Source organism: Streptomyces sp. Qhu_M48 (assembly GCF_051305195.1).
Taxonomy (GTDB): domain Bacteria; phylum Actinomycetota; class Actinomycetes; order Streptomycetales; family Streptomycetaceae; genus Streptomyces.
On the sequence record NZ_CP195432.1, the window covers coordinates 3,479,371 to 3,495,333 of the forward strand.

Here is a 15,963-nt window from a genome sequence, read left to right on the forward strand (position 1 = left end):
CCCCACGGGCAGCCCCTCAACGTCGTACCTGACCGCCTACGTACGCCGGGGCGGGCCGGTCGACCCTCTCGGCGTCAGGGACGGGGTGGGCACCTGCCGGGCGCCCTCGTGAGTGCCTTCGATGATCCCGAACAGGGTGCGGGCGACCTCCTCCCCGAAGTGGTGTACGTCATGGCTCATCGCGGACAGCGGCGGATGCGTCAGCCGGCACAACTGCGAGTCGTCCCAGGCGAGGAGGGAGACGTCGTCGGGGACCGAGAGGCCCATCTCCGAGGCGACCGCCGCCCCGGCGACGGCCATGATGTCGTTGTCGTACACGATCGCCGTCGGCCGGTCCGGGGACATGAGGAGACTGCGGGTGGCCCGGGCCCCTTCCTCTCCCGCGAAGCCGGTCGCCACCTGCCGACCTCCGCCCAGGCCCAGCTCGGCCATGGTGGCCTCGAAAGCAGTGGCGCGGATGCCGCTGTGGCCGAGGCCGGCGGGGCCGCCGACGCGGGCGATCCGCCGGTGCCCGAGCGCGGCCAGGTACCGCACCGCCTCGGCGGCAGCGGAGGCGTCGTCGGTCCAGACCGACGGGAAGCCGCCGGTCAGCGACGGGTGCCCGACGGCCACCACGGGCATGCCGAGGGCCCGAAGGGGCGGAATCCGCGGGTCGTCCTGGTGGAAGTCGACGAGGATCGCCCCGCCGACGGTCCTGCCGCGCCACCACTCCTGGTAGAGAGCGGTCTCCTCGTCCAGATCGCGGACGAGCCGGAGGAGGAGAGAGCAGGAGCGCTCGGCGAGGACGTCCTCGATTCCGGAGATGAACTCCATGTAGAAGGGTTCGAGGCCGAGGAGCCGGGCCGGCCGGCAGATCGCCAGGCCGACGATGCCCGCCCGCTGGCCGGAGAGGTTGCGCGCGGTCTGGTTCGGGCTCCAGCCGAGCTCCCGGGCCGCCGCGAAGATGCGCTCCCGGGTCGTCGGGGACACCCCCGGCCGGTTGTTGAAGGCGATGGAGACGGCGCCTTTGGACACCCCGGCCAGCGCGGCGACGTCGTTGATCGTGACGCGCCGGCCGGGGGCGCGAGAGGCTGGGGCGCTCACACCGCTCCCACGCTGAACAGGGCCCCCCGTACGGCCTCCGGGTCGTCGCCCGCCCAGCCGCGGACCGTGATCCGGACTTCCTCGCCCGGCAGCAGGGTGACCAGCCCGTGGTCGGCGCCCGCCGCCGGGGCCAGCCGGTCCGCCTGGAGCAGGAGGTCCCGCACCAGGGTGTGCGCGGTGACCGTCACGACCGAGTCGCCGTCCCCGGTCGGCTCGACCAGGACGTCGTACACGGGCAGCGGGTAGGCGAACTCCTTGTCGAGGACCGGGAGGTGGACCGCCCGCAGACCGTCCGCGTCGGCGACCAGCAGCTCCTTGCCGGAGTCGGCCTCGGGCAGCAGCGACGCCGGGACGACCATCCGCACCACCGTTCGGGCGGCGGCCTCCAGGTCCAGTGAGGCCTCCTTCAGCACGGTGCCGTCGGAGGCGAGGCGGCGCAGGGTGACGGTGGTGCGCCAGGTGGTGCCGGACTGGTTGTCGAGGGCCAACACCGGGCCCTCCTCGGCTGGGACCAGGCTCAGGAGGCGGTCGGCGTAGACGCGGCGCAGTTCGTGGTGGAGCGGCTTGAGGTGTCCGTCGCCGTCGATCGCGGCCCAGGAGCTCACCGGCCAGCAGTCGTTGAGCTGCCACACGACCGTGCCCGCGCAGACCGGCCAGTGGGAGCGCCAGTGTTCGATGCCGGCCGCCACCGCGCGGGCCTGGACGACCTGGGCGAGGTAGTGCCAGCGGTCGAAGTCGCCCTCGGGGAGCCCGAAGTGGCGCTCGAGACCGCGGTTCAGCTTGCCGTTGCCGTCCTCGGCCTTCTGGTGGTGCAGCATGCCGGGGGAGTCCGGGGAGAGGTCCTCGCCGGGCAGGGCGCGCCGCAGGGTGCTGATCGCGGGCGGGGCCTGCCAGCCGAACTCGGCGCAGAAGCGGGGCACATCGGCCCGGTATTCGGCGTAGTCCTGCCGGTTCCAGACCTCCCATGAGTGGTGGGTGCCGTGCCGGGGGTCGTTGGGGTGGTGGTCCCAGGAGCCGGACCAGGGGCTGCCGGCGGTGTAGGGGCGGGTGGGGTCGAGCTCGGCGACGATCCGGGGGAGGATCCCGAGGTAGTAGCCCTCGCCCCAGGAGTCGCCGGCGAGCGGGGCCTCCCAGTCCCAGTCGCGGAAGCCCCAGAGGTTCTCGTTGTTGCCGTTCCACAGGACGAGGCTGGCGTGCGGCATCAGGCGGACAACGTTGTCACGCGCCTCCGCCTCCACTTCTCCGCGCAGCGGCTGCTCCTCGGGGTAGGCGGCGCAGGCGAAGAGGAAGTCCTGCCAGACCATCAGGCCCAGTTCGTCGCATACGTCGTAGAAGGCGTCGTCCTCGTAGATCCCGCCGCCCCAGATACGGACGAGGTCGATGTTGGCCTCGGCGGCCTGGGTGAGGCGGGCGCGGTACCGCTCGGGCGTGACCCGGGAGGGCAGCACGTCGTCGGGGATCCAGTTGACGCCACGGGCGAAGATCCGGACGCCGTTGACGACGAAGGTGAAGCCGGTGCCGTGCGCGTCGGCGGAGCGGTCGACGGTGACGGTACGGAAGCCGATCCGCCGCGACCAGGAGTCGAGCGGCGCGCCGTCCTCGTCCAGGAGCTCGATGTCGAGCCCGTACAGAGGCTGGGAACCGTAGCCCCGCGGCCACCACAGGTCCGGCTCGGGCACGTCGAGGCGGAGCACCGTCTCCACGCCTTCGAAGGAGGTCTCGGCGACCACCCCGGCCACCGTGGCGCGCAGGGTGAGCGGCCGGCCCGTGCCGCTCTCGGTGCGGGCGGTCCGGATCCGCAGTTCGACGTGCCCGGTGGTGCCGTCCACGGTGACCAGCGGGCGGACCTCGGCGAGCCGCGCGGTCGACCAGTGCTCGATCCGCACCGGCCGCCACATGCCGGCGGTCACGACGGTCGGGCCCCAGTCCCAGCCGAAGGAGCAGGCCATCTTGCGGATGTACTGGAAGGGCTCGGGGTAGACGTTGGGCCGGTCGCCGGTGAGCGCACGGATTCGCTCGGCCTCGTCGTACGCCGAGCCGAAGCGCACCTCCAGCGCTCCGGCCCGTCCCGTGACGTCGAAGCGGTGGACGCGGTGCATGTTCCGGGTCGTACCGAGGGACTCGCCGTCGAGCAGGATCTCGGCGGCGGTGTCCAGGCCCTCGAAGACCAACTCCCGCCGTTCGTGCCCGCCGTTGTCGGCGGAGAGGTCCGTCACGTACGACCAGGCCCGGCTCCCGACCCAGGCGATCTCCGTCTCGTTCAGCCCGAGGAACGGGTCCGGTATCACCCCGGCGGCGAGCAGATCGGTGTGGACACAACCGGGCACCTGCGCGGGGAGCGGTGCGCCCTCGTGGCGCAGGCTCCACCCCTCGTGCAGCTGGGTGACGTCCTTCATGGTGTGCGGCTCCAATCGCCTGGCAGTGGGCGGGATGCGTGTACGGGCCGACAAGTTAGCCGTACATCTACTTAACTGTCCATGAACCGGTGAAGCCGGGTCTGCGCGGCGCGTAACACGACGAACGCACGACTTCATCGGCCCGTGATAATCGGCTGGCCCGGGTAACGATTAGGCATCACGCTGGAAATCGGCACTTTACCGGTTCACGACTGGCTGACATAGTGCCGTCATCCCACCGATGACCTGAGCCGTGACTTTGAAGGAGTTGGGCCATGGGGAACAAGAAGACGACCGCGCTCTCGGGCGCTGTGCTGGCCGCCGTGATGCTGACGATGTCGGCGTGTGGTGGTGGAGGGGGTGGCGCCACCGGGGAGGTGGCCGCGCCTCCGTCCGACCCGAAGGAGGTCTCGGGCAAGATCAGGGTCCTGACCCAGCGGACCGACCTCGTGCAGAACGGCGTGCTGAAGCAGTACGCGGCCGAGTTCAAGAAGGTCTACCCCAAGGTCGACGTCTCCTTCGACGGCATCACCGACTACGAGGGGGAGGTGAAGATCCGCATGAACACCAAGGAGTACGGTGACGTGCTCTTCATCCCCGGCGCGGTGGCCAAGAACGACTACCCGAAGTTCTTCGCCCCCCTCGGGACGACTGCCGAGCTGTCGAAGTACCGCTTCGGCGACAAGACCGAGGTGGACGGCAAGGTCTACGGCATCGCGCAGTTCGGTACGGCGAACGGCTTCGTCTACAACAGGAAGCTCTGGAAGCAGGCGGGCGTCACCGCGTGGCCGAAGACCCAGGAGGAGTTCCTGGCCGGCCTGAAGGCGATCAAGGAGAAGACGGACGCCACCCCGTACTACACCAACTTCAAGGACGGCTGGCCGCTGGTCCAGTGGACCAGCAACCTCGGCGTGGCCGGCTGTGACGCGGGAGCGAGCAACGCGCTCGCGGGCCCGGTCTCCCCCTGGAAGGCCGGCAGCGAGCTGAACACCACGGACACGTTGCTGTACGACATCGCCAAGCAGGGTCTGTCGGAGAAGGATCCGACCACGACGAACTGGGAGACCTCCAAGGCGCTGCTCGGTGAGGGCAGGATCGCCACCATGATGCTCGGCTCCTGGTCGATCACGCAGATGCAGGCCGCGGCGGTGGAGGCCGGCGGTCGGGCGTCCGACATCGGCTTCATGCCCTTCCCCGTACAGAAGGACGGAAAGCACTGCGCGGCGTTGGTCTCGGACTATCAGCAGGCCGTGAGCGTCTACTCGGAGAACAAGCCGGCCGCGCGCGCATGGATCGACTGGTTCACCGAGAAGTCGGGCTTCGCGGAGAAGGAGGGCGTGGTGTCCGCGGTCAAGTCCGCCCCCATGCCGACGACGCTCAAGGAATTCGTTGACAACGATGTCAGGTTCTTCGACCGCTCCGAGGCGAAGACCGCGATCGTCAACGACATCGACGAGGCGGCCGAGATCGGCCTCAACAAGCAGGACTACCGCCAGAAGCTGATCGACACCGCCCGCGGTGCCGCGAAGGGCAGCCTGGAGGACTTCTTCGCCGACCTGAACAAGAGGTGGGACGAGGCGGCGAAGACCGTCGGTAGCTGATACCGACGGAGTGGCCCCGGCCGTACGACACCGGCCGGGGCCCCTGGACCCTCCGCGGCAGCGGACACGAAAGGCCGACATGACCCAGACCACCGACACCGCACCAGAGGGCGCCGCCATGACAGGGCGATCCAGCACGGACCAGAGTAAAGGCGACACAGGGAGCGGCCGAAGCCACCCTGCGGGCCGCCGGCGTGGCCCCGCCGCCGGACGGACGAGATCCTGGCGCGACTCGCCGCTCCGGCGGATCACGCCCTGGCTCTTCCTGGCGGCCCCACTGGCCCTGCTGATCACGTTCACCTACGTCCCCGTCGCGAGCATGATCTCGTACAGCTTCACCGACTGGGACGGGGTGAGCCCGGACCGGGAGAACGTGGGGTTCGACAACTACGTCCAGATCTTCACCCGGCCCGAGCTCTTCCGCGTCTTCTTCGTCAGCGGCTACTACCTCGCGGCGTCCGTGGTCCAGATCGTGGTCGCGCTGTACTTCGCGGTGATCCTCAGCTTCAACCTGCGCTTCCGGAACTTCTTCAAAGGGATCCTCTTCTTCCCCTATCTGATCAACGGCGTCGCCATCGGCTTCGTCTTCCTGTACTTCTTCCAGGACGGCGGCACCCTCGACTCGGTGCTCGACTGGCTGGGCGTGACCACCGACCACCCCTGGCTGGGCGATCCGACCTCCGCCAACGTCTCCCTCGCCGGCGTCTCCGTCTGGCGCTTCACCGGACTGAACTTCGTCCTCTTCCTCGGCGCCATCCAGTCCATCCCCGGCGAGCTGTACGAGGCGGCCGAACTGGACGGGGCGGGGAAGTGGCAGCAGTTCCGGCACATCATCGCCCCCAGCATCAAGCCCGTGATCAGCCTCAGCGCGATCCTGGCGATCGCCGGCTCGCTGTCGGTCTTCGAGATCCCCTACATCATGACCGGCGGAGCCACCGGCACTCAGACCTTCGTCATCCAGACGATCAAACTCGCCTTCCAGTTCAACAAGACCGGCCTGGCCTCGGCCGCGGCCGTGGTGCTGCTCCTGATCATCCTGCTGATCACCTGGATCCAGCGCCGGCTCGTGCCCGACGACAAGGTGGACCTCGTATGACCTCCCCCGCCCTCACCACAGCCACGAACCGGCCCCGCACCGCGCGCCGCCGCCCGGCCGTCGGCGGCGTGCTGACCTACCTGTCGCTGATCGCGGCCTCGGTGGTCGTGCTCCTCCCGCTCGCGGTCGTCTTCCTGACCTCGCTGAAGACCTCGGAGGAGGTGGGCGACGGCAGCGCGCTCTCCCTGCCGGGCAACTGGTTCAACCTCGACAACTACGTCACCGCGTTCAACGACGGCAAGATGCTGATGGCGTTCGGGAACACCGCCTTCATCCTGCTGTTCTCGATCGGCGGGACGGTGATCATCGGCTCGATGACCGCGTACGCCGTCGACCGCTTCGACTTCCGGGGCAAGAAGCTCGTCATGGCGGGCTTCCTCGTCGCCACCCTGGTGCCCAGCGTGACCACCCAGGTCGCCACCTTCCAGGTGATCAACAGCTTCGGCCTCATCGACACCCGCTGGGCGCCGATCCTGCTCTACATGGGCACCGACATCGTCTCGGTCTACATCTTCCTGCAGTTCATCCGCGGCATCCCGGTCTCCCTGGACGAAGCCGCCCGGCTCGACGGCGCCAACGCCTTCACCATCTACCGGAGAATCATCTTCCCGCTGCTCAAGCCCGCCATCGCCACCGTCGTCATCATCAAGGGGATCACCACCTACAACGACTTCTACATCCCCTTCCTCTACATGCACTCCGAGGACCTGGGGACCATCTCCACCGCCCTCTTCCGCTTCAAGGGCCCCTTCGGAGCCCACTGGGAGGCCATCTCCGCCGGAGCGATCCTCGTCATCGTCCCGACGCTGATCGTCTTCCTGCTGCTTCAGCGGTGGATCTACAACGGCTTCGCCCAGGGAGCCACCAAGTAGGGGGTGCCCTGACGCGGCGCCGGGCCGTACGAGGGGACGACCCGGCCCCGCACGGTCTCCCCGCGGACGGGTGATCAGCGCGGGCCCGGCTCCGGCGGCGGGGGAGAGGTGCTGCCCCGGGGCACGAAGTGCGCGTACCCGTCGCGCACGCTGCCGACGTCCTCCCCGCCGATCAGGGCGAGCAGTGCGGTCGCGGAGCGGGCCCCGTACGCCGGGATGTCCCGGGTGACCGCCGACAGCATCGGGCGCACCACCTGGGTCAGCGGAGACTCGTCCCAGGCCACGATCGACACGTCGGCGGGGATCGACAGGCCCAGCTCCTGCGCCACCGACAGCGCGGCCACCGCCATGATGTCGTTGTCGAAGACGATCGCCGTCGGCCGCCCGGGTGCGATCAGCATCGCCCGAGCGGCCCGCGCGCCCGCGTCGCCGGTGTAGTCGGTGTGGACCACCGCCGCCTCGGGGATCCCGGCCTCCCGGCATGCCGCCGCGAGCGCCGCGTCGCGGACCGCCGTGTGCGCGAACCCGGCCGGGCCCGCCACCCGGGCGATGCGCCGGTGGCCCAGCATCGCCAGGTACCGCACGATCTCGTGGACACTCTCGCCGTCGTCGGACCAGACGGCCGGCAGTCCCCCGGCCACCTCCGGCGGGCCGATCGCTACCGCGGGCAGGCCGATGTCGCGCACGGCGTCGAACCGGGCGTCCTCGGTCTGCAGGTCCATGAGGAAGACGCCGTCGACCCGCCGCTCGCCCCACCAGCGCCGGCAGACCTCGATCTCCTGCGCCTGGTCGGCCGCTATCTGGAGCATCAGCGCGTACGAACGCTGGGCGAGCACCGTCTCCACACCACTGATGAACTCCATGAAGAAGGGCTCCACCCCGAGCGTCCGCGCAGGCCGCCGCACGACCAGCCCGACCGCCTGCGCCCGCCCGCCGGTCAGCGCCCGGGCGGCGCTGTTCGCCCGCCAGCCCAGCTCCTCGGCGATGCTCTTGATCGAGGCGCGGGTGGCCTCCGAGACCCCGGGCTGGTCGTTGAGCGCGTACGAGACCGCCACCTTTGACACACCCGCCCGACGCGCGATGTCCGCCATCGTCGGCCGTTTCACTGCCACCCCAGCTCCATCCTGAACCCTCGACACCCCGACCCTACCGCCAGGTCAGGCTCCGGGCGGGAGGTCTTCGTGGGCGCAAGGGGCGGCACGTCGTCGTCGAGCACCGGCCGGTCTCCGAACTGTGGTGGAACCGCGCCGTGATGCTCACGGTCCTCCTCCCGCACCCGCCGCCGCACCTGCTGTACGTCCGCTGGACGCACGGGGCGACACGCCGGCTCGGCCGCGACCGGCGGTCCGCCCTCGTGACCCGGACACAGCAGCTCTCCATCGGCTTCCACAGCCGCACCAGCGGCTGCTGCCTGCCTCGCGGGCGCGGCGCTCGTCGCCGACTACGGGTGGGCATCGGTCACGCCGGGCGAGGCCGTCACGCTCAGCGCTACCTCTCCACCCTCACCGGCGCCGTCACGAGCCTGCTCGACCTCGTACGCGGCTGCCACCGCCCCACGCCCGGCCGGGTCCTCCTCGACGGGCAGGACATGGCCGGACTCGACCTGCGGAGCTTCCGCGGATTCGTCTCCGTGGTCCCCCGGGAGTCCGTCCATTTCGAGGGGAGCATCAGCGAGAACGACACTTACACGGCATGGAGCACGTCGACGACGCGATGCCGCGGCTCTGCTTGCGCCCGCCTGAAGGTCTGACCCGCAGGGCGACGCGGGGTGCCCTCCCGTCGCCGAGGACGGGAGGGCACCCCGGTGCCTCAGCGGTCGGCGGCGCTGCCGCGGACGACGCAGGAGCGGCTGTTCTCCCAGCCCCAGCCGTCGCCGTCGGGGTCGGAGGTCCTGCCGCTCACGCAGTACGGGTAGCCGTTCGGGGCCGTACCGCCGCCCGACCCGGTGTCGGCGGCGCTGCCGCGGACGACGCAGGAGCGGCTGTTCTCCCAGCCCCAGCCGTCGCCGTCGGGGTCGGAGGAGCTGCCGTTCGCGCAGTACGGGTAGCCGTTCGGGGCCGTACCGCCGGTGCCGCCGCCGTTGGATCCGCCGCCGTAGACCGTGGCGCGGCTGGAGGTGGCGGAGATCCCGTCGGCGCCGTTGAAGAAGCGGTTGCCCCAGGCGGTGAGCGCGTTCGGGTCGAAGCCGGTGGCCATGTCGAGGTACTCGACGCCGCTGCCGTTGCCGCTCCAGGACCAGCCCAGGTAGCCGACGCGGAGCGAGCGGGCGGTGGCCATGATGGCGTTCTCGTCCGGGTTGCCGTCGCTGTGGTTGTCGCCGAACTCGCCGACGACGATGGGCAGTCTGTTGTTCACGAAGTGGTTGAGGTAGTTCTGGACCTCGGCGGCCGTGTCGTACACGCCGTACATGTGGATCGAGAAGATCGTGTTGCGGCGCGGGTCGGAGGCGAAGACCGAGGCGGCGTTGTCGCGCATCGTGTTCGACCAGTCCTGGCCCCAGTTGGGGGCGTCGACCATGAGCGCGTTCTCGATGCCGGCGCTCCGGAGCTTCCCGATGGCGCTCTTGGTCGCGCCGGTCCAAGCGGTGTAACCGGTGTTTCCGTAGGGCTCGTTGCCGATGTTGACGACGACGTAGTCCTCCTGGCCCTGGAGGGCGCTCTTGACGCCCACCCAGTAGTCGGCGGCCTGGGCGAGTGAGGCTGCGGCGCCGTCCTCGCCGTACCCGGTGGTGTCGTGCACCTCCAGGACGCAGATGACCTTGCTGGTCTTGCAGTCGTCGACGATCGACGACACCTGGGAGGCGCTCGTCTCCGTCCAGCGGTCGCCACTGGACAGGACGACCCGGACGGTGTTGGCGCCCTTGGCGGCGATGTCCGCGATGGCACCGGTCTCGGTCGGGTACCAGGCGTGCGCGTGGTTGACCCCGCGCATCACGAACTCGCTGCCGTTGGCCTCGTACACGCGGCCGTCGCTGACGTGGATGCCGCTGTCGGCGGCCTGGGCGGCTCCGGCGGTGCCGAAGACGGGCAGCAGCAGCCCGGCGACGCCGGCGAGGGTGCTGCCGACGGCCGTGAGCCACGTCCGGTGCGGTGACTTGGTCATGCCTCTCCTCGGGAGAAGTGGGGGAAGGAGCCCGTCCGCGCAGAACTCCGACGCCTAGACAACGTTGTCAGAGTTCTATGACCGAGCCGCTGGTGTGCACGTCGGGGTGTCCACCATGAGGCACCCGCGGCCGGATCCATGTCAAGCGTCAAGGACGCTTTGATGACGACGAGATGAGGCGGTGAAGCCAGTTCAGTAAACCCGCGCTGAACGCGCAGACGTTCTTGTGGTTCTGTCGCGGAGTGTCAGTCGCTCGTCTACTGAACCGTGGCACGCCGATCCGAACCGCCGTGACAGGTCGCGCTCGTCCTCGCGGCGCGGCTTCGCGCCGCTGGAGGTCCGTGCCACCTCCGCTCCGTCAGCGCCGGCCTCGCCGGGTGGGCCTCAACGGCGAAGCGCAGGCGCGCTGAAGGCCGAGCCGAGCCCCAAGGCTGTCCTCACTGGAGATCACCCGAACGGAGACGACCCGCCTACCGTGCCGCAGCGGTGCCTTCACCGCCGGGACGGGGCGACCCGGCGCCTGGTGGACCTGCTTGATCCGGAGCTGACTTCCACCGGACTCGCGCCCGTTCCGGCCCGCGCTCAACGGTGCTCGGGGTTCTCGAAGTCGAAGCGGCAGCCGGCGTCCCATTCGGAGCGCTGGTTTCCGTGGGCGGGGATGCCACCGGTGTCCTTGAGCATCCTCGCCAGGTGGAGCTGGTTCCAGGCCATGAAGGTCGTGTTGCGGTTCGTGAAGTCGTTGTCCGGCCCGCCGGAGCCGGGATCGAGGTACGACGGGCCCGGGCCGGCCTCGCCGACCCAGCCCGCGTCCGCCTGCGGCGGAATGACGTATCCGAGGTGCTGGAGGCTGTAGAGGACGTTCATCGCGCAGTGCTTGGCGCCGTCCTCGTTGCCGGTGATCAGGCAGCCGCCCACCCGACCGTAGTAGGCGTACTGGCCGCGCTCGTTGAGGATCGACGAGCAGGCGTACAGACGCTCGATCACCTTCTTCATGACTGAGGAGTTGTCTCCCAGCCACACAGGTCCAGCCAAGGTAAGGATGTCCGCGGCCATGACCTTCGAATAGATGACGGGCCACTCGTCGGTCTCCCAGCCGTGCTCCGTCATGTCGGGCCACACACCGGTCGCGATGTCGAGATCCACCGCTCGCAGCACCTCGACCTCGACGCCCTGGCGCTCCATGATCCCGCTACTGATGTCGATCAGCCCCTGAGTATGGCTCCGCTCCGGCGAACGCTTGAGCGTGCAATTGATCACCAGGGCGCGGAGACCACGGTAGGACGTGCCGGTGTCGGTCATGGATGCGTTCCCCTGCGGACGAGTGGGCGGGTCGGGCGGCGGAACACGCCCGGTTGCCGACCTCGATGGGGCTCCGGGTGGGGCCGGCCGGAAATCCCGCCTACTCTCTCGCCCCCGTGGGACGGAATGACCGAGCGCCACGCCAGTGCTGTCGAAGGTGGCTACCCGATCACCCGCGTGGCCTCCCAGCCATGACAGGTATCGCCGAATCGGCCCGTACAGGACGAGGACGGCGGCGGCCCTCATCTGCTCGTACAGCGCGGGCCGGGCGTCCGGCTCCCTGCCGTGCTCCCTCATGTCCGGCCACACCCCGGCCGCGATGTCGAGGTCGGCGGCTCGCACGAGGGAGGTCGTCACGCCCCGCGCCGCGATGACCGACCGGCCGCGCTCGATCAGCCCCTCGGTGTCGCTGACCTCGGGGGAGCGTGTGAGCGCGCGGTGGGGCCATGAGGGCCTGGAGGGGCGGAGAGGACAGGCGCGCGCTCAGAACGCCGTCGTGCCGGCGGCGCCCGTCGGGTCGGCGTCCGGGAGGGGGCGGGCCAGCACCCGCTGGGCCGGATCCTGGTGCCCGCCCGAGGCGAGGATGCGGACCTCGTCCCGGTCGCTGATCTCCGCCCGGATGATGCCCGAGGCGTCCTCGTAGACCGGATGACCGCCGGAGCCCTTGAAGAGGGTGCGCTCGACGACCACGACGTCCAGGGTCGCACCCGCGCCGTCGGCGAACACCAGCTCGTACCTGAGTGTGCTCATTCGCCCTATTTTACGCCGATGGGCCGGAGCCGCGCCCCCCGCCCGGGCCGCCGTGAAACCGCTGGTTAGAGTGGTGGGAGGTGGCGCCGCCGCACCAGGGTCGGGCGCGAGACAGGGCCGACTGTCGACCACAGGGTCCCGCACCACCACCGTCCACCCCGCCTCGCCCGGCCCACGGCCGCCTGCCCCGGAAACGCACCCCCCATGAGCACCGACACCGCCCTGCGCCGCCCCAACCCCGACACCGCCCTGCGCCCCGACCCCGCTACTACCACCGGCGCCGCCGACCCCGCCGACTGCGGGGGCCGCCGCCCGTGGTGGCCCCGGATGGCCGGCCGGGCCCCCGCGAGGCCCACCCCCGCGGCCGCCCTCCACAGCGTCAGCGCCGCCACGGCCGCCCTGCTAGCGCTCGTCGCGATAGGCGCCGCCCTGCACGAACCGGTGCTGATACCGCCGCTCGCCGCCAGCGCCGCGCTCGTGCACTGCGCCCCCGCTCTCCCCCTGGCCCAGCCGCGCAGCGTGGTCGTCGGCCACCTCCTCGGCGCCGCCACCGGGTACGCGGTGGCGGCGCTCGCGCACGGCAGCGCCTGGGCCGCCGCCCTCGCCGCCGGTGTCACCCTCGCCCTCACGACCCTGGCCAGGACCCCGCACTCGCCGGCCTGCGCCACGGCCGTCGTCATCGTGCTCCAGGCACCCGCGCCGGCCAGGTTCGTCCCCCTCCTGTTCGGGTCCACGCTCCTGCTCGTGCTGACGGCGTTCGCCGCGTCCCGGGTCCGGCGCGGAGCACCGAGGTACCCGGCCTACTGGTGGTGACCCGGCCCGCCCGGCACGCACGCGTCAACTCCATGGCACGGAGCGGGGGATGAGCCGGGCGGACCGGGGTACCCGATGCCCATTCGAATCACTAGGAGGAACCATGGGCGTGGGTGTGTTCATCATCATGATCGCGGTCGGAGCCATTCTCACCTTCGCGTCCGACTGGCAACTCGACGGAGTCAACCTCGATCTGGTCGGTCTGATCCTCATGGCCGTCGGCATCATCGGAACGGCCGTCTACACCAGCATCCTGCGTCGCCGTCGCGTCGTCGTCCCGCCGGTCGCCCCCACGGTGACCGACGACGGCCGGCGGGACCTGCTCTGAGGGCCTGAGGGACGGTGTCCCTCACCGCCCGGGCCGGTACCACACGAGAGGGGTGGCCACGCGAACCGCGTGGCCACCCCTCCTCTTTCTGTCCCTCTCCGTCCCGAGCCGGCGGCTCCGTCCCGCGTCAGCGGTCGAACCTCACCGCCGCGTGGATCGTCTTGCCCTCGGCCTGCGTGTCCACGCTCACCTCGCGGCACAGCCGCAGCACGATCGGCCAGCCGAAGCCGCCGGGACGCAACTCGTCGTGCAGCTCGTAGAGCGGGGACGCGGTACTGGCGTCGGACACGGACACGGTCACGCGGTCGCGCTCGATACCCAGCCCGAAACCGGTGACGCCGCCCGCGTGCCGGTGGGCGTTCGTGACCAGCTCCGAGGTGACGAGGAGCAGGTCCTCGATCTGTGCGGGGTGCAGGGGGCCGAGGCCCGCGAGCGTGTGGCGGACGGCCTGCCGCGCCTGTGCCGGTGTACGGACCGGGGAGGGCCCGGCGTTCTGCGTGTCGCACGGGTCCGTCCCGGGCGCCCGGGACCGGGTGTCGCTCCGGGTGTTCATGGTGGGTCCCTTTCTTCCTGCTTCACCTGGTTCATCATCACGTGATGTGTTTCGCCTGCCCGTTCGACCCGGACTGATGCGTCCCACCCGCGGCGGGAGCGGCCGTCGACGGCTGAGGAGTGCTCATGGGAAGCACGGGTACGCGGAAATGGACCGCTGAACGCACCCTGAGGCAGAGGAGGTTGTCGCCGTGCGAACCGAACCGGCCGAGACGACGACGTACGCGACGACGACGGACGTGACGAACGGCACGTGTGAGGACCTGCCCGTGCTCGACGCTCCCCACGAGCTCCCGCCCCGTGACGCGCGTGCGCTGTCGAAGGTGTTCTTCCGCGAGCTGGCGGTGCGGGAGGAGGGGACGGAGGGACATCAGTACGTCCGGAACACCCTGATCGAGATGAACATGTCGCTCGTGCTGTACGCGGCGAGGAGGTTCCGCGCGCGCGGCGACGAGATGGAGGACATCGTCCAGGTCGGCATGGTCGGCCTGATCAAGGCGATCGACCGCTACGACCTCTCCCGCGAGGTGGAGTTCGCCACCTTCGCCGTGCCGTACATCGTGGGCGAGATCAAGCGGTTCTTCCGCGACACCAGCTGGGCGGTGCACGTCCCGCGCCGGCTCCAGGAGGCGCGGGTGGAGCTGGCGAAGGCGACCGACGAGCTGAGCTCGCGGCTCGGCCGGGCCCCCAGCACTGCCGAGCTCGCGCCGCTCATGGAGCTGACCGAGGAGGAGGTGGTCGAGGCCCAGGTCGCCGCCAACGGCTACAACTCGACCTCCCTGGACGCCGCGATCATCGGCGGGGACAGCGAGGACGACGACGCCGCCCTGGCCGACCTGATCGGGCGGGAGGACCCCGCGCTCGAACTGTTCGAGGACTTCCACACCCTCGCCCCGCTCGTGGAGGCGCTCGCCCCGCGCGACCGGCTGCTGCTGCACCTCCGGTTCGTCGAGGAGCTGACGCAGACCGAGATCGGCGAGCGCGTCGGTGTCTCGCAGATGCACGTCTCGCGACTCCTGGCCCGGAGCCTGAACCGGCTGAGGGAAGGCATGCTCCAGCCGGGTACGGACGGCTGAGCCCGTGGCCGGCGGCGGAGGCCGACGGCCGGGAGGGGGTGGGATCCGGCGGAGTCCGGATCCCACCCCCTCCCCGTTCTCAGAGGATCTGGTCCGGGGGTGTTGCGATGTAGGAGGGCCGCCGGACCGGGGCGGCGAAGGGTGCCTCCGGCCGGTTCTCCACGCTGTTGAAGACGAGGAACACGTTGCTCCGGGGGTACGGGGTGATGTTGTCGCCCGACCCGTGCAGGGCGTTGCAATCGAACCAGGTGGCCGACCCCGCGGGGCCGGTGAAGTGCCGGATGCCGCAGGCGTCGGCGAAGGTGGTCAGCGCCTCGTCGGACGGGGTGCCGGCGTCCTGCATCCGGAGCGACTTCTTGTAGTTGTCCTTGGGGGTGGCGCCGGCGCAGCCCAGGAAGGTGCGGTGCGAGCCCGGCATGATCATCAGGCTGCCGTTGGTGGTGTGGTTCGGAGTGAGCGCGATCGACACCGAGACGGTCCGCATCTGCGGCAGGCCGTCCTCCGCGTGCCAGGTCTCGAAGTCGGAGTGCCAGTAGAAACCGCTGGCGCCGAAGCCGGGCTTGACGTTGACCCGCGACTGGTGGACGTAGACGTCGGAGCCGAGGATCTGGCGGGCGCGCCCGACGATCCGGGGATCCTCGGCCAGCCGGCCGAAGACCTGGCTCAGCCGGTGCACCTCGAAGACGGAACGTATCTCCTGGGAGTGGGGTTCGACGATCGACCGCTCGTCGGCCCGGAGGGCGGGGTCGGTGACGAGCCGGTCCAGCTCCGCCCGGAGCACGTCGACCTCGTCCGGGGCGATGATCTCGTCCACCGTGACGAACCCGTCGCGGTCGAACTCCTCCAGTTCACGGGCCCAGAAGGGGCCAGGGGTGCCGGGCTCGGACCACACGACGGGGTCCTTGCGGCCGATCAGTTCCTCCTTCGGGCCACGGGTGGGGTAGAGGTCGACGGGGCGGGTGGGTGCGGAGGGCATGAGGGAGTGCGCTTCCTTT

Annotated in this window: 15 protein-coding genes; 7 read left to right on the forward strand and 8 right to left on the reverse strand. The window is 70.3% G+C overall.

Features of this window, described 5'->3' with window-relative positions; translation table 11 throughout:
* Positions 1–36: 36 nt before the first annotated feature.
* Both ACRRSS_RS15915 and ACRRSS_RS15920 read right to left on the reverse strand, forming a co-directional pair.
* Complete coding sequence (locus ACRRSS_RS15915; RefSeq protein WP_435971871.1) at positions 37–1,083, reverse strand: LacI family DNA-binding transcriptional regulator; 1,047 nt, start codon at positions 1,081–1,083, stop codon at positions 37–39.
* Entirely contained in the window at positions 1,080–3,479 is a 2,400-nt protein-coding gene (locus tag ACRRSS_RS15920) for a glycoside hydrolase family 2 protein (RefSeq protein ID WP_435971872.1), read from the reverse strand. The genes ACRRSS_RS15915 and ACRRSS_RS15920 overlap by 4 nt, the downstream gene beginning before the upstream one ends.
* Before the next feature lie 275 nt (positions 3,480–3,754).
* Here ACRRSS_RS15920 and ACRRSS_RS15925 point away from each other — a divergent pair, with 275 nt between their 5' ends.
* The 3 genes from ACRRSS_RS15925 (at position 3,755) to ACRRSS_RS15935 (ending at position 7,048) form a co-directional block, all read left to right on the forward strand.
* Positions 3,755–5,080 (forward strand): ABC transporter substrate-binding protein, encoded by a 1,326-nt coding sequence (locus ACRRSS_RS15925; RefSeq protein WP_435971873.1) that lies wholly within the window; start codon positions 3,755–3,757, stop codon positions 5,078–5,080.
* 79 nt (positions 5,081–5,159) lie between these two features.
* Complete coding sequence (locus tag ACRRSS_RS15930; protein ID WP_435971874.1) at positions 5,160–6,176, forward strand: carbohydrate ABC transporter permease; 1,017 nt, start codon at positions 5,160–5,162, stop codon at positions 6,174–6,176.
* Positions 6,173–7,048: a carbohydrate ABC transporter permease gene (locus ACRRSS_RS15935; protein ID WP_435971875.1), complete on the forward strand. Its 876-nt coding sequence runs from the start codon at positions 6,173–6,175 to the stop codon at positions 7,046–7,048. Before ACRRSS_RS15930 ends, ACRRSS_RS15935 begins: the two co-directional genes overlap by 4 nt.
* Before the next feature lie 74 nt (positions 7,049–7,122).
* On the opposite strand, the gene ACRRSS_RS15940 is transcribed toward ACRRSS_RS15935, so the two are convergent.
* Complete coding sequence (locus tag ACRRSS_RS15940; protein ID WP_435975347.1) at positions 7,123–8,154, reverse strand: LacI family DNA-binding transcriptional regulator; 1,032 nt, start codon at positions 8,152–8,154, stop codon at positions 7,123–7,125.
* Positions 8,155–8,297: 143 nt separating this feature from the next.
* On the opposite strand from ACRRSS_RS15940, the gene ACRRSS_RS15945 reads away from it, so the two are divergent.
* On the forward strand, positions 8,298–8,798 hold the full coding sequence (locus tag ACRRSS_RS15945) for a hypothetical protein (RefSeq protein WP_435971876.1): 501 nt from the start codon (positions 8,298–8,300) through the stop codon (positions 8,796–8,798).
* 59 nt (positions 8,799–8,857) lie between these two features.
* Here the strand turns inward: ACRRSS_RS15945 and ACRRSS_RS15950 are convergent, their stop codons facing one another.
* The 3 genes from ACRRSS_RS15950 to ACRRSS_RS15960 all read right to left on the reverse strand — a co-directional run bounded on the left by ACRRSS_RS15950 (position 8,858) and on the right by ACRRSS_RS15960 (position 12,199).
* Positions 8,858–10,150, reverse strand: coding sequence for a cellulase family glycosylhydrolase (locus tag ACRRSS_RS15950; RefSeq protein ID WP_435971877.1), 1,293 nt, complete (start codon positions 10,148–10,150; stop codon positions 8,858–8,860).
* A 582-nt stretch (positions 10,151–10,732) separates the two neighbouring features.
* Positions 10,733–11,449 carry a flavodoxin family protein gene (locus ACRRSS_RS15955; protein ID WP_435971878.1) on the reverse strand — a complete coding sequence of 239 codons (717 nt, stop codon included), beginning with the start codon at positions 11,447–11,449 and terminating at the stop codon, positions 10,733–10,735.
* 483 nt (positions 11,450–11,932) lie between these two features.
* Complete coding sequence (locus ACRRSS_RS15960) at positions 11,933–12,199, reverse strand: DUF6296 family protein (protein ID WP_435971879.1); 267 nt, start codon at positions 12,197–12,199, stop codon at positions 11,933–11,935.
* 204 nt (positions 12,200–12,403) lie between these two features.
* Between ACRRSS_RS15960 and ACRRSS_RS15965 the strand changes: the two genes are divergently transcribed.
* Together ACRRSS_RS15965 and ACRRSS_RS15970 are read left to right on the forward strand one after the other, a co-directional pair.
* Positions 12,404–13,012 carry an HPP family protein gene (locus ACRRSS_RS15965; RefSeq protein ID WP_435971880.1) on the forward strand — a complete coding sequence of 203 codons (609 nt, stop codon included), beginning with the start codon at positions 12,404–12,406 and terminating at the stop codon, positions 13,010–13,012.
* Positions 13,013–13,115: 103 nt separating this feature from the next.
* Positions 13,116–13,340 (forward strand): DUF6458 family protein, encoded by a 225-nt coding sequence (locus ACRRSS_RS15970; RefSeq protein ID WP_435971881.1) that lies wholly within the window; start codon positions 13,116–13,118, stop codon positions 13,338–13,340.
* Between the two features lie 127 nt (positions 13,341–13,467).
* Here ACRRSS_RS15970 and ACRRSS_RS15975 read toward each other — a convergent pair whose 3' ends face one another.
* Positions 13,468–13,893 carry an ATP-binding protein gene (locus tag ACRRSS_RS15975; protein ID WP_435971882.1) on the reverse strand — a complete coding sequence of 142 codons (426 nt, stop codon included), beginning with the start codon at positions 13,891–13,893 and terminating at the stop codon, positions 13,468–13,470.
* A 190-nt stretch (positions 13,894–14,083) separates the two neighbouring features.
* On the opposite strand from ACRRSS_RS15975, the gene ACRRSS_RS15980 reads away from it, so the two are divergent.
* A complete protein-coding gene (locus ACRRSS_RS15980) occupies positions 14,084–14,968 on the forward strand; it encodes an RNA polymerase sigma factor SigF (RefSeq protein WP_435971883.1) in 885 nt (294 codons plus the stop codon).
* 79 nt (positions 14,969–15,047) lie between these two features.
* Here the strand turns inward: ACRRSS_RS15980 and thpD are convergent, their stop codons facing one another.
* Complete coding sequence (thpD, locus tag ACRRSS_RS15985; protein WP_435971884.1) at positions 15,048–15,944, reverse strand: ectoine hydroxylase; 897 nt, start codon at positions 15,942–15,944, stop codon at positions 15,048–15,050.
* Positions 15,945–15,963 lie beyond the last annotated feature (19 nt).